Origin of the sequence: Allobosea sp. (assembly GCF_030695125.1) — a bacterium.
In the GTDB taxonomy this organism is placed as follows: Bacteria; Pseudomonadota; Alphaproteobacteria; order Rhizobiales; family Beijerinckiaceae; genus Allobosea.
This window is the reverse complement of record NZ_JAUYTP010000075.1, coordinates 48,501-61,382: the sequence shown is the minus strand read 5'-3', so window position 1 is coordinate 61,382 and position 12,882 is coordinate 48,501. Positions and strand designations below refer to the sequence as shown.

The 12,882-nt window shown below is 63.7% G+C and carries 13 protein-coding genes; all 13 read right to left on the bottom strand.

Translation table 11 applies throughout. The features are described from left to right. Positions 1–87: 87 nt before the first annotated feature. The 13 genes from Q8S38_RS22810 to Q8S38_RS22750 all read right to left on the bottom strand — a co-directional run bounded on the left by Q8S38_RS22810 (position 88) and on the right by Q8S38_RS22750 (position 12,851). Positions 88–1,206: an LPD7 domain-containing protein gene (locus tag Q8S38_RS22810; protein ID WP_305682625.1), complete on the bottom strand. Its 1,119-nt coding sequence runs from the start codon at positions 1,204–1,206 to the stop codon at positions 88–90. Beyond that, positions 1,196–3,133, bottom strand: a complete 1,938-nt coding sequence (locus tag Q8S38_RS22805; RefSeq protein WP_291820977.1) for a type IV secretory system conjugative DNA transfer family protein — start codon at positions 3,131–3,133, stop codon at positions 1,196–1,198. The genes Q8S38_RS22810 and Q8S38_RS22805 overlap by 11 nt, the downstream gene beginning before the upstream one ends. Continuing rightward, positions 3,099–4,190, bottom strand: a complete 1,092-nt coding sequence (virB11, locus tag Q8S38_RS22800) for a P-type DNA transfer ATPase VirB11 (protein WP_291820975.1) — start codon at positions 4,188–4,190, stop codon at positions 3,099–3,101. The genes Q8S38_RS22805 and virB11 overlap by 35 nt, the downstream gene beginning before the upstream one ends. Then, entirely contained in the window at positions 4,187–5,353 is a 1,167-nt protein-coding gene (gene virB10, locus Q8S38_RS22795) for a type IV secretion system protein VirB10 (RefSeq protein ID WP_291820973.1), read from the bottom strand. Before virB10 ends, virB11 begins: the two co-directional genes overlap by 4 nt. Positions 5,354–5,363: 10 nt before the next feature. Next, positions 5,364–6,224, bottom strand: coding sequence for a P-type conjugative transfer protein VirB9 (gene virB9 / locus Q8S38_RS22790; RefSeq protein ID WP_291820971.1), 861 nt, complete (start codon positions 6,222–6,224; stop codon positions 5,364–5,366). After that, on the bottom strand, positions 6,221–6,892 hold the full coding sequence (locus Q8S38_RS22785) for a VirB8 family type IV secretion system protein (RefSeq protein WP_291820969.1): 672 nt from the start codon (positions 6,890–6,892) through the stop codon (positions 6,221–6,223). The genes virB9 and Q8S38_RS22785 overlap by 4 nt, the downstream gene beginning before the upstream one ends. A gap of 351 nt (positions 6,893–7,243) precedes the next feature. Further along, the gene (locus Q8S38_RS22780; RefSeq protein ID WP_291820966.1) at positions 7,244–8,206 is read right to left on the bottom strand and encodes a TrbL/VirB6 family protein; all 963 of its coding nucleotides are present in this window, start codon (positions 8,204–8,206) and stop codon (positions 7,244–7,246) included. A gap of 6 nt (positions 8,207–8,212) precedes the next feature. Beyond that, positions 8,213–8,512: an EexN family lipoprotein gene (locus Q8S38_RS22775; protein WP_305682624.1), complete on the bottom strand. Its 300-nt coding sequence runs from the start codon at positions 8,510–8,512 to the stop codon at positions 8,213–8,215. Then, positions 8,509–9,204: a P-type DNA transfer protein VirB5 gene (virB5, locus tag Q8S38_RS22770; RefSeq protein WP_305682623.1), complete on the bottom strand. Its 696-nt coding sequence runs from the start codon at positions 9,202–9,204 to the stop codon at positions 8,509–8,511. Before virB5 ends, Q8S38_RS22775 begins: the two co-directional genes overlap by 4 nt. Then, entirely contained in the window at positions 9,201–11,570 is a 2,370-nt protein-coding gene (locus Q8S38_RS22765) for a VirB4 family type IV secretion/conjugal transfer ATPase (protein WP_305682622.1), read from the bottom strand. The genes virB5 and Q8S38_RS22765 overlap by 4 nt, the downstream gene beginning before the upstream one ends. Further along, positions 11,563–11,904: a VirB3 family type IV secretion system protein gene (locus tag Q8S38_RS22760; protein ID WP_054210701.1), complete on the bottom strand. Its 342-nt coding sequence runs from the start codon at positions 11,902–11,904 to the stop codon at positions 11,563–11,565. The genes Q8S38_RS22765 and Q8S38_RS22760 overlap by 8 nt, the downstream gene beginning before the upstream one ends. 12 nt (positions 11,905–11,916) lie before the next feature. Continuing rightward, positions 11,917–12,213, bottom strand: a complete 297-nt coding sequence (locus Q8S38_RS22755) for a TrbC/VirB2 family protein (protein ID WP_305682621.1) — start codon at positions 12,211–12,213, stop codon at positions 11,917–11,919. 74 nt (positions 12,214–12,287) lie between these two features. Next, the gene (locus tag Q8S38_RS22750; protein WP_305682620.1) at positions 12,288–12,851 is read right to left on the bottom strand and encodes a lysozyme family protein; all 564 of its coding nucleotides are present in this window, start codon (positions 12,849–12,851) and stop codon (positions 12,288–12,290) included. Positions 12,852–12,882 lie beyond the last annotated feature (31 nt).

The window sequence follows — 12,882 nt, the reverse complement described above, 5'->3', positions numbered from 1 at the left end:
ATAAGGAGCTCTAAGGCGCCGATAATCGACAGCCGTATAAACAGCAACCACCGCGCATGCTGACTTGCAAGCGACAGCGAGACGGTATCATCGATCCCAATGGGCCTCCGGAGTGTCCGGCCGATTTTTGCGCGGTGAACTGACGCTCGACACCTTCGACGGCCTCTCCGGTTTCGTGCGCGTTCTCACTTCGGCATGCTTGAACTCCCCGCCCTGCTCAAGTTGTTCAGCGATCCGAGCCTTTGCATGCGCCAAAACCGAGTCTCGTAAAGCCGGATCGAGAACCGCTTTGGCAAGAGCCTGTTCGATCGCCGTCATTTGCGATCGCGCAGCTTTGACGACGTCATCACCTCCGTTCTGCTGACGATGGGCCGACCGGAATACATCGGCACGCCGCTCGCCAGCAGTGCGCGAGGGTCGATCGGATGTCGCCGCTCGAAATGGCAGCACGTCGATTGTGATTGCGGATCTGTCAATTGGAGGGTCGGCTCGATTACGTCCGGCCTTCAACCATGCATGCTGATCTCCGCTGCTCCCGAAGTATCCCTCGGCCGCGTGCCTCGGATGGGTCGGCTCTACGCCGCGCTCAGGCGGCATAACCGTCACGTCGATGGGTCTCTTGGCTGAAACGCCCGCCACAAAGACTGTTTCGGACGCTTCAGGTCCGCGTTGTTGGGATTGTGATCGGCTCCGCGCTGGATCGACATCTGACTTCGTCCGGAACGACAGGGCGGCCCGGTCAATGGCATCGGGCTCATAACCACGAACCGCCAATCCGCGCACTGAAGCTTCGAGCCAGGCCGTCCGTCGGAACTCGACCGACCCGCGAACCTGCACTTCCGCCCAGCCTCTATGCTGTGCGATCGACACCATGTCGCGGATGACGCCAGCGTCCTCGAGCCGCGTCGCCAATCGTTCGGCTGAGACTTTAAACGCAAGGTATTCGCCTCTCGGATCGGCGTAGACCCTCGCCTCGTCGCCGGCACCCGCTTCGGCGACATAGTATTTGCGCCGTAGCCGTTCCGGCATACCGCTGTCGGAGCGGCGCTGGTTGGTGCCACCCAGGTCAAACTCGGCTTGAGTAGTCTCTCCTTGGCCTGGCGGCGGACGAGATGCTCCATTCTTTTCGAAACTGTCAGCGTTTGCACCTTTGTCCCGACCTCGCCCGATCGAAAACTCGCCTGGATCGCTCTTGTCATCGGCCACGACGCATCTCCTTCACCGGCTGACCCGCCCCCTTCGCGGGGATGATGGCGGCATCGATCACCTGCGAGCACCAGTCCTTCAATTCATCCTCCGAAAGCCCTTCGAGATCGACGGGCACGTTGCCGAAGTCGAACGTCGCATCGTCAGGGATCAGCGACGGGTCGGCGATTTCTTCATCCGTCATCGGCCGGGTCCGGAACGTCGCCTGCAACTCGGCGACGGCGGATTTCAGCTCGATGATCTCGCTTGCAAGCAGCATGTTGGAGGGTCCGCGGTTGGGCGCGATCACCGGTGGCGCTTTCAGTCGCGCGGTGAAGGCGGCGTCCTCGTAGTAGATGATCTTGTCGCCGATGATCGGCGGCACGCTGGCCGCCAAGATGAATGCCTTGGATGACGGGATCAGCTTGAGTTCCTGTGGCAGCATCAGCGCGCGACGCTGATCCGAGACGGACTCGCTGCGCTTTCCCGACGATAGGCCCCACGGTCGCGAGCGGCTTTTTGCCTGGACCGTGTCGTAGCCGATGCGCTCGGAGAGCTCGTTGGCGACGTCCTGCTCTTTCGGGGCGAACACGACCTCGATGGCATGGTTGGTCATGATGGTCTTGGCGAGATCGGGGCCGTAGATCGCCCGGAGTTGCGCCGGACTCTGGATGATCGTTAGAAGGCGAATGCCGTAGCCCGCGACGAAGGCGACGGATTTGGCGAGCACGCCGACATGGCCGAGCGCCGGAAACTCGTCGAGTAGCAGCAGGACACGGCGATTGAGCTTTGGGTTTTGCTCGGGCAGCTCGCGGCTGTTCAGGTCGATGACCTGCTGGAAGAACAGGTTGAGCAGCGGCGCCATCCGGTCGAGATTGTCGGGCGTGACGCCGAGATAGATCGACATAGGTCGGGAGCGCAGCTCGCGCAGGTCAAAATCATTAGCCGATGTGGCGGCATCAATGCGCGGATTGAGCCAGAGGCCGAGCCGCGCCGTCGTCGTTTTCCTGACCGAGTTCATGGTGTTCTCGGAAGCCGATAGAAAGTCGTTCAGCGCCCCGATGCAATGCGACGAGAGGGGCGCCGTGCTCTTGGCGCGCTCCTTCATCGTGGCCAGGAAATGAGCCTTCAGGTCACTGGACGCCGAAAGCTGCCGCAGGATTTCGCCGATGGTCAGCGGCAGGCCGGGTGTCTCGGCCACGTAGCCACCGATCGCGACAAAAGCCGAGCGCGCCGTTTCGAACCAGAAGGGATCGGCCCGGTTCTCGGCCGGGAACAGCATGACGGCGATGCGCTGGAGATCATCATAGAGATCGACCGGATCGCGGCGGACATAGGCGAGCGGATTGTAGCGCGCTGTGCGACCCTGTTCGTCGAGCGGATCGAACAGGAAGACCGCCAGCCCGCTCGCCTCCCGAAAGCCGGCGGTGCGGTCAAAGTTCTCTTTCTTGACGTCGAGCGCGACGACGGAGTCCGGCCAGTTCAGCAGGTTCGGGATGACATAGCCAACGCCCTTGCCGGATCGCGTTGGGGCATAGACCATGACGTGCTCAGGCCCGCCGAAGCAGAGGAACTTGCCGTCCTTCCGGCCGAGCAAAATCCCTTGTGTGGCTCGTAGACCCGCCTTGCGGATATCGCGCTCGGTAGCGAAGCGCGCCTCGCCATGCAGCGGTCGTGGTTTCGTCCGCAGAACGACCCCCATCAGCCCGAATGCCGCGATCGTGCCGGCCAGCGTGCCAAAAGTGATCCAGCGGTCGAGACGTTCATTCATGCCGTAATGTGGCCAGGCGAGCGCAAGCTCGTTCCAGTGGAAGCCGCCATCGTGGGTGCGTAGACCCAGCAGCAGGACATTCGAACCGACTAACAGGAAGACGGCGATGCCAAGGATCGTTAGGCCGAGCCGCAGCGCCACCCTACGCGCTGGCGAGGCGCTTTCGAATGGGGTCATAATCGATCTCCGTGATGCGGAAGCGGCCGTGCTCGCGTTTCATCTGAATGACGATGTCGACGGTCTGGCGCAGGAGGTTGCGGATGTCGTCTCGCGCAAGATCCCTGCCCTCGGCACTCTCCTTCACCAGCAGGGTCAGCTGCTCGAAGGCGAGACGCGCGGAATCGGCATGGACGGTGGTGATCGAGCCCGGATGGCCTGAATTCACATTGCGCAGATAGAAGAAGGCCGTGCCGTCGCGCAGCTCCTGCAGCAGGATGCGGTCGGGCCGCATGCGCAGGCAGGATTCCAGCAACTCGCGCGGTCCGATCTTGGCGAGTCCCTGACCATCCTTAGCATAGAGCAGCCGGACATGGTTGGGCTGCGGCACCACAAGCTCGGCGGTGTCCTCGATGGTGATGAGGCGCTCGCTCGCCGGGATCTGGGCGATAAGCCCTTTCGACAGCGTGGTCTTTCCTGAGCCGGTCGCTCCCGAAATGATAATGTTGCGGCGGCTTTGAACGGCGAGCGCCAGGAACTCGCGCCATTGTCCGGCATCGCGCAGGCGCACCAGTTCCTGCTCATCCTGTGAAAGGTCGTTGCTCGTGACGCGGATGTCGGAGAACAGCTCGCGCTTCTCAAAATCCTCCAGCGTCATCGTAACGGTCGAGGGCTTTCGGATGGTCAGGCTGACGGTTCCAGGCGGCACCGCGGGTGGCACGACGATCTGGCAGCGCTCTTCACCCGGCAGTGTCGTCGACACGATCGGATGGTCGGGGCCGATGTCCTGTCGGGTATAGCCAGCGGCAGCAGTGGCCAGATGCATGAGATGGGCATGGCCGAGATCGGGAAGCTCATGGTGATGCCAGCCGCCCGGCCCTTCCGTGAACACTTCACCTGGCCGATTGACGACGATTTCGGTCAAATCAGGCTGCGCCAGGAAGGGCGCGAGCGGTGCAAGATAGCGCTCGAGCACGATCCGGCTGGCGCGCCGGTCTCCACCGCTCGGAGGGGTCGCAATACCCTGCGCCAACCCGACGATCGGCTCCGCGTCGATGGGCAATGCGCGCGCGATCATGGCTTCGTGACCCGGGATGGGGGAGCGACCCCGATCTCGGTGCCCTGCACGGTGCGATCGAGGATACGCGAACGGCTCTCGATCCGCTTGAGATCGTAGACCGAGGAGAAATCCAGATCGCGGGCGACGAAAATGTTGACGCGCTCGCCCTGGTTCTTGTTCAGGGTCGGCGGGATGTCGATCGAGCGCTCAACGGCGATGCTGGCGGCCGTGTTGGCTGCGCCGGATGTGTTTCGGATCTCGATGTCGGCGTCTTCGAATTGCTGGCGGCCGAGAGCGGCGGCATCGCTGACGATCGAGAGCAGGAGCGCGGCGCCAAACCTCTCCCAGAAATGCGTGTCGATCTCGCCGTCGAAACCGGCGCGGCCGAGCGCATCGGTCGCGGGCGAAGCGAGCGCGACAATGACGCCGGTCGGCGTCTTGGCCCGTGTCCAGAGCACGAACATGCGCTTGGAGCCTTTGCGGACCTGGCCGCGATACTCGCCGACGATCTGGGTGCCCTTCTCCATCAGCACGACATGGCCGGAATCCGACAGCACATCGCGCAGCACGACGCAGGAGACGAACCCCGGCACATCCGACGACATCGCCGTCTCGAGCACGCAGGGGATTGCCGTGCCCTGCGTCACAAGAAGATTGCGATTCGGCAGGCGCGCAGCGCGCACGCCCTCGATGGTGGTGGCTTTCAGCTTGTCGGCGAGTTCGTTGCGCGGTTCGGCTGTGCCGGCAAGCAGAGGCGATCCGGGCAGGGCAGCCCCCTGCCCTGCCCCGTCGCCCGATGGTCCGCGTCCCGGCCGGTTGAAGGCGAGCACCGGCGCGCGGCGGGCGCTCTCCATCAGCTTGTCGGTTGCTGCCGGGGCAGCGGCCGGCGCAAGTTGTGGCGGCAAGACCGGCAGGGCGGCCTGCTGCACGGGCGCAGGAGCCGGCGGCTCACGCGCGGGCTCAAAGGCCGTGGTCTGGCGAATGACGGGTTTGGAGCCGCCCTGCTCGACGGGCTTGTCGGATTTCCAGGTGCTCCAGATCACGAGAACCGAGAAAGCGATCAGCGCGGCAGCACCGATGCCGCGCTTGGCGAGCGCCCGGCCCGAGCCCTCGACCGGCCCGGAGACCGGGGTGATGCCGCGTTCGCCCTCGATGCCGGATGACGTAGTCTGATCAGTCATGTCGTGCTCCTCAGCGACGCCGAACTGGGGCTGGCTGCTTTTGGGTGCGGGCGATGCTGGGGCTTGTCGTTCCGGTGCCGGGGTTCACACCGACAGCGTCAAACGCCTCGTTGAAGATGCAGAGCACATCGCTGCCGCGGCGCAGCCGGAACTCGCGCGCGGTGGCATGCACCACGACGACCTCGCCACGGACGTCCTTCGGGACGAGGCTTTCCGCGCCATCCGAACCGACCATGTAGATCGCCGGTACCTCGCGATTGCCGGCGAAGCGGAAGCTCGTGACCTTACCGTCGTCGAAGACGCCATCCGGTTCGAGGTCGGCCGACCCTTGCGCCGAGAAGCGCCAGTTGCGCGCGCCATATTGCTGGTGGAGATCGAACGTCTGGTCGATGACCGCGCCTTCGCGCTGCTGGCCGCGTGCCTCGTTCTCGGCGCGACGACGATCGGCCTCGTCGGTCGGGTAGGAAAATTTCACCACGAAATAGCTCTCCTTCAACGAAGCTTCGGTGATCGAAAGCTCGAATTGATAGGAGCGCTTACGGCCGTCTCGCCTGGTCGTCACGACCTGCAGATTGGTCGGCGGATGCTTTTCGCGGGGTTTGAGAAAGAGGATCGAGCCGGCCGGCGCGACCTCCCAGGCGATCGAGTCGCCAATCGCGACATGCGCGATCTCCTCGTCTTCAGCGAAGATCACCTGGGTCGAGGCCCGGATGACGCCATTGACCTTGACGACGTTGGCCGGGTCGTAGGCCACGAAGCGCACGCGCTCGTCGCGCGCGCCGGCCGTCGGGAGTTGCAGGGCAAGCGAGGGCAGTCCGAGGCCGAGCGCCAAGAGCAGCCCGCATCCAATTGCGATGACTCGGCGGATCATGGCGCGACCTCCGGATCGGCGCGGTATTCCGACACAAGAAAGCCGAGCGGGTTGATCAGGCGGTCGCTCGAGGAGACCGGCGCATTGACATAGGCAAAGGTCAGCGTCGCGATCCAATGCGTGATCTTGATCTCCTCGCCCTTGCGGCTCTCCTTCAGGAAACGGACCGAAGCGAGATTGTCGGCGAGCAGCGAGATCGCCTTGATGCGAACCTCGGCGACGCCGAAGCGGCCATGCAGCACCTGTGGGCTTTCGGGATTCGAGCCGCGATAGACGGCGGCAAAGCGCGCCTGCTCGGCCTGCGAGGACAAGAGCGCCACCGTCTGGAAATTGCTGGCGGCCTCGGCCTGGCTAAACCCTTCACGGGAGCGGACATAGCGGCCCAGGAAATACTTGGTAACGGCCTCGTCATAGGTTCGCGGCGAGGTGCCCAGCGCCGAGACCGTCTCAACGATGCCCGTTGTATTATCGACGCGGATGACGAAGGGCTCGACGGTCTTCAGCGGCGCCAGGGCCACGACGGCACCGACAGCGGCGGTAGCGAGCACACAAGCTCCCGTCGCCACGAACCAGGCCAGCCGCTTCGATCGCTGCGCCGTCAGCAGCAGGTCCTGTTCCCAGCGACGGGCATTGTCGAAATAGGCCTTCAGGTCATCGGACCTAACCATGACGTGGCCTTTCCCCGCAGGACAGGAACGACCGCGAAATGTCGAAGGAGGACCAGGCAGAGGCAGTTTGTGCCACCTTGCGGACGGAAGGATGGCGATTAGCCTGGCCGAGCCGCTTGACCGCAGGCGCGTCAGGCTGCGGCGAAACCGGGGGCGTGGCCTCCCAGTCCCAAAGAGACCGGTTGAGCGGGCGCTTGGCTGAACCGTCGCAGGACGGTGCGCCCTTGTTCCAGCCGGCACAGCCTGTCACCGTCGTTGCCAGCAGGACGCTGAAGATCACGCGACAATTCATCAAAGCAAATCCTTCTCGGCATCCTTGCGCGGACGCGGTTGTTCCTGGCGTGGGTGGACTTAAACGCGCCTGATCTCGCCGCCCTGGCGACGAGCGCGGATGCGAGCGGCTGTCCGATTGGCGGCGGCATGGGCGCCGGCATAGGCGCCGACGGCCGCCGATGCAGCGTTCGCGGTGATGGCGCTGGTCACCACGCGGGCCGCGAGCGACGCACCGCCGCCGGCAAGCCCACCAGCGATCGCTGGAAGCTGCAGCGCGATGTAGGCCGCGAGACCGAGCACGGCGCTGATTGCGACAGCGCCCACCATCAGGCCGCCGCCGGTCGTCGTGCTGGCCCCGTACTTCTCGACGAAGCCCTGCACCGACGTCAGCATGAGCCCGATCAGCGCGACTACGAGTACGTGTAAAATGAGGAAGTTTGCGACCTGACGGGTCCAAGCTTCTGTGAATGGCCGCGTGGCATCGAACAATGCGAGCGCGATGAAGATCGGCCCGAGCGCGATGACGACCGCCAAACCGATCTTGGCATAGAGCAGGATGGCGAACTGCAGGAAGCCCGAGACGGCGGTAAAAACCGCAAGGATGGCCGCAATGAGGGCTGGCGCGATTGTGGTCAGGCCCGCCTGCTCATAAATCTTCTGCGACACTTCGATCCCTTTAGTGAGAAGGCGATCAAAAGGCTGGCCGGAGGACGTGTCGAGCGCGGTTCCGGCCAAAGCGTTCCCGATCTCTTTCGGCAACGACGTGAAGAAGAGGTTGGTCACGTACTGCTGAAACGAGCTTGCATTCGAGGCGAGGAGCACGATTAGGACGAGCCTCATGGCTCGCCATGCGAACTCCTGGATGGGCTCGGCGATGGCGCCGCGCATGACGGCAAAGCCGTACAGCACGACATAAAGCAGCACGGCGACCCGCAACGGGCCATCGACGAAAGACGCGAGATTCGAGACTGACGTCGACACGAAGGTCGTAATCGGTTGTTCGAACTCTTTCAGGAAGTCGTCGAAAATCGTGATGGCCATGTCTGATCACTGCTTCAAGGAACTGAGCGCACGCTCGCGGCCGAGCATCAGCACGCGTTCGTGTGCGTGGCCCGCGTTAATACACGCAGGTTTGGAGCCGTGATCGCCTGGAGTGGACCGACAGAGCTTCCACGTTCTTTCCAGCGCGTCCGGGTTTTCAAGAAACCAGACGACTGTCGGAGCCGTGGCGCGACTGACCAACTGCTCAGGACTGCTGTCGCTACTGATCGAAGTCTTGTCGGACTGCTCGTCGCATCCACCGAGCAGAAGTAAAACGGCCAACGAAACCGCCGGGAGGGCCTTCATTGCAGCGCCGCCTTCATCTCATCGACAAGCTGGCGCTCGCGCTCTTTCTGACGCTGGCCGTCCATGTCGCCGCGCGCCTGCTGGACCATGGCGAGGCCCTGCATGCGCAAGACCTCGTTCTGGAGGAGCGCCTGTTCGGCCTGAATTCGCGCGGACAGGTCCAGAACGTCCTTGGCGTCCTTGGCGGTGGTGATCTTTTGGCGCAGCTCCTCCAGGCCATCGATGCGCTTTGATGCCGTGTCGTAGACGCTCTGGCCGATCGAGTGCTTCGCGCCGGTCTGGCGCGCGATGCGGTCGAGCTCAGTTCGATAGAACGAGTTCGCGTCGCCGCCCTGGTAGGCGCGATTCTGATCGAGATAGCGATCGATGACGCCGGTAAGTGATCCGCTGACGTTGCCGGAGACCAGCTTTTCGATCTCGCTGAACTCCTTCGGTAGGTACTTGCGGAACTCCGAGCTGCTCAGCAGCGAGGCGATATCGTTGACGTCGGTCAGCTTGTTGAAGGACTCGTAGAGCTGCTTGGCCTGCGTGAGCTGCGCCTGCATCGTCTTGATCTGCTCGGTCAGCTTGCCGATCTGCTCGACATGTTTGGCGATCGCGCCGGCGTCGAACACAGGCACGCCCTGCTGGGCGATGCTGTTCGACGGCAGACCGACGATGGCGGCGGCAATCAGGAGCTGGCTGGCTCTCATTGGGCTGTCCTTCTCTCGGCATGGAATTTGGGCAGGAACGCTGCCGGGTCGTCGCCGACCTCGGCGCGGATGCGATCGAGCAGCTCGACGGTCTCGGTGCGGCCCGACAGCACAGCGAGCGCCTCATCCATCCCGCCAAGGTCGAGTTCCGCGACGACGGACTGCCCATTCTGCTTGACCAAAAAGCGCCGGCTCTCGACTGAGAGCTCCTCCTTGATCAGCCGGAACTCGGTCTCTGTGAGATGGAAGCCATCGACATAGTCGGAGCGCGTGCCGCGCGGGTTCGGCATGAAGATTTGCGTCGGGCACTGCTCGACGATGGTGTGGGCGATCGGGGACGCGAGCGCATCGCGCGGCGACTGCGTGCCAAAAACCATGACTCCGTTCTGTTTGCGGATGGTCTTAAGCTTGTCGTTTGCCAGCGCGCGAAAGGCGTCGTCGCCGAGCGCCTTCCAGAACTCGTCGATGTCGATGATGATCCGGCGGCCGTCGATGAGCTGCTCGACGCGATGGAACAGCACCATCATCAGCGGCGTGCGCACGACCGGGTGATCGAGCACGTCCGTCATGTCGAAGCCGATGAAGTTAGCGTCGAGCGCGATCGCATCCTCCTCGGCATCGAGCACCCAGCCGAGTGGTCCGCCATTGCACCAGCGCTCGAGCCTGGCGCCGATGCCCTCGCGATCTTGCTGGCCGAGAAAGGCGCGCAGCGCCGACAGCGAGCGCTCCTGCCGCGGCAAGGCCCGCATCGCTTCGAGAGCGGAGTCGATGCGCTCCTCATCGACGACGGACAGCGCCCTGCCCTCGATCGTGACGAGCTTGCGGACGAGCTCGCCGAGGAAGGCGAGATTGGTCGGTGTCAAGTCGAGTGCCTTCAGCGGCGCGCAGCCGGTGGAGACGCCATTCTTCAGCGTGAGATAGGTGCCGCCGGAGGCGCGCACGAAGATCTCGGCGCCACGATCCTTGTCGAACATGACACGCTGGCAGCCGAACTTTTCCGCCTGGGCGAGGAGGAAGTTCTGCAGCACCGTCTTGCCGGAGCCCGAGGGGCCGCAAATGAAGGTGTTGCCGAGATCGCCTGCGTGGAAGGAGAAGTGATAGGGCGAGCCCGACGCGGTCTTCAGCATCGCCACCGACGGCCCCCAGTGATTGCCCTCAGGCTTACCGGCCGGATGACTGTGAAACGGCGACAGGGCCGCGAGATTGCGCGAGGTGATCGCGCCCGAGCGAGCTCGGTGCTTGAACAGGCCCGGCATCTGCGCCCAGTAGGCGGCCTCAAGCCCGAGATCCTCGCGCGCTACGACCGCGCCAGCTTCAGCCAGAACCCGCCGAGCCTGCGCCATCGTCTCCAGAAGCGCTTTGGGGTTGTCGGCGCGCACCAGCAACGAAAGATGGTGATCGCCCATGACGAAGCGATTGGATTCCAGATCATCCAGCGCATCGTTCAGATCGTCGATCTGGGAGGCGGCGACATCCTGGGTCGAGACGAGCTGGTTTTGCTTGCGGGTTAGCACGGTCTTGGCGTCGGCCTTCGACAGGAAGGCAAAGCTCTGCGAGAGCACGAACTCGAATGGTGCTGAGAGCAGGCCGTTCAGCATGCCGGGCTTGGTCGAGGTCGGATACTCCTTCAGGCCGAACATGCCGGCGAACAGCGAACCGCCCGCCGCGCGAACCTCGATCGCCTCGCGGCCGAAGATGACGCGGTTGGTGTAGACCGCCGATCCGATGCGGCCTTGTGGCAGGGCTGTCGGCAAATCCTCGCTGGATGCCAGCAGGTGCAGGAGCCGCATCGGCTCAGAGAACAGAATGCCGTCTTGCTCGACGAGGCAAAGTTGTCTTGCATCGTAGCGGCCGAGCGCGGCCGTGATGTCGCGAGCCGCATCGTTCAGCCGCTTCAGGGCGGCGGCATCGACCTCCCCTCCCCCGCGGCGCGCCTGGCCCAACCGGGAGACGAACCCAACCGCAGCTTCCGCACGATCCCGGCCGGGATGAGCGACAATGGTGAGATAGAGCTCGTTTCGGAACAGCTTCGTGCCCTTAATCGTCCCTCGATACCCTTGGTCGAGATCGCGGGCGAAGGCGGACGAGAACTCACCCTCCGGATAGGAGCTGTCGCTGCGCCGGATCAGATGCGTCCAGAGCGCCAGACGATCATCGGCGAGATTGCGCAGGGTCAGATTGAGTTTTGCGTGCAGATCATTGAGATCGCCGATGTCAGCGGTCTCGAAGGCGATGCCGTCGAGACAAATCGTCGTCATCAGCGCCCGCGTCGAAAGACTGATCACGGTCTCGGTGGCGTGCCGGACATAGGGCAGATGAACGTCGGGCTCGATCTCGCGAGCCATCAGGCGGGCCGCGTCAGCCATGAGCGATCTCGCGAATGTTGAAGCGGCGCACGAGACGCAAGGGCGTCGGCGACGACCCGCCCCAAAGCGCGCCGTTGCGCGCGCGGCCGCGTGTTTCGAGCCAGGCGACGAGCAGGCGAAACTGGTTGGGATCGTGTCGGCATATCGCGCGGCAGATCAGGTGGATCGGCAAGGCGATCAGCCCGTAGACGATCGATCCGGCCATCAGGAACAGGATGCAGGACGCCATCACATTGATGGCCATCGCCTCCATGGTGACCCCCGCGATCATTGCAGGCCTCGTACAGGCCAGGAACAGCGTGTCCTCGGTCAGGCGCTCGGGTGCGCTCGTCATTGCGGCCGCGCCTCAGGTGCCGCCCGTCAGGGTCGAGACGATCTCGGACGCGCCAAACACGATGGCGACACCGAGCACGACATAGGCCGCCTTGCGCAAATCGAGATAGCCGAACATCCAGGCGATGCCGACGATGATGACTGCGAGCGTCGCCAGCAATCGCGCGACATTGCCCGTCAGCATCGTGACAATGTTTTGCAGGACGCCCTCGATATTGGCGGTCTGGGCCAGCGCGGGTTCCACCGCAACGAAAACAAGCACAGCCGCCATGGCTGCAGGCGCGACAAATGGACGAAGCGGGACAGACATAGCAAAAAGTCTCCAAGGCAAACGGGATCGATGCCGCACGTCACGTGCGGTGGGGGCAATGGAATTGGGCTGGGTTAGCGGCTGTAGATCAGCAGTGATGAGCCGGGCCGTGCGCCGTAGACGCTCCAGGACGGCGAGTCCTTGGCGGATGCAATCTCCTCTTGCCGAGAAGCAGGCTCCTTCGCCGGCTCAGCACTGACCCTGGGCTTGACCTCATGCGGAGGTGTCTGGTCCATCCGAGCTGATGTGAACGAGGCAACCGCCTTGTCGCCTGCGACGGTGTCAGGTACGCCGCGGGCGAACAGTTGTGCCCGGCGCGCTTGGAATACGCGCGCGACGCCGGCGATATGGGCGCACGGGTCGAACGCCGCCGTGAGAGTGAGTCCAGCCGTTTTAAGATCCGCGACATCAAGCTGAGCCATTCCGACCCGGACGGTGTTGCCTGCCACGGCAGCTTCGCTGGCAAGCGCGATCGCCTCAGGCTTGGTGTCGGCCAGAACCCGGATTGGCCGTTTGCCGGAGATTGTCACGAGCAAGGGTTCCACCACGCTCGCCTGGCGCATGATCGCCGCGACCGGTCGTGTGAGCGCGGGCTCTATGCAGCGCTCGATCAATGTCGTGATGTCAGCCGCCTCCATCAGAATCGCACCCGCGTGCTGGCGCCGTCGG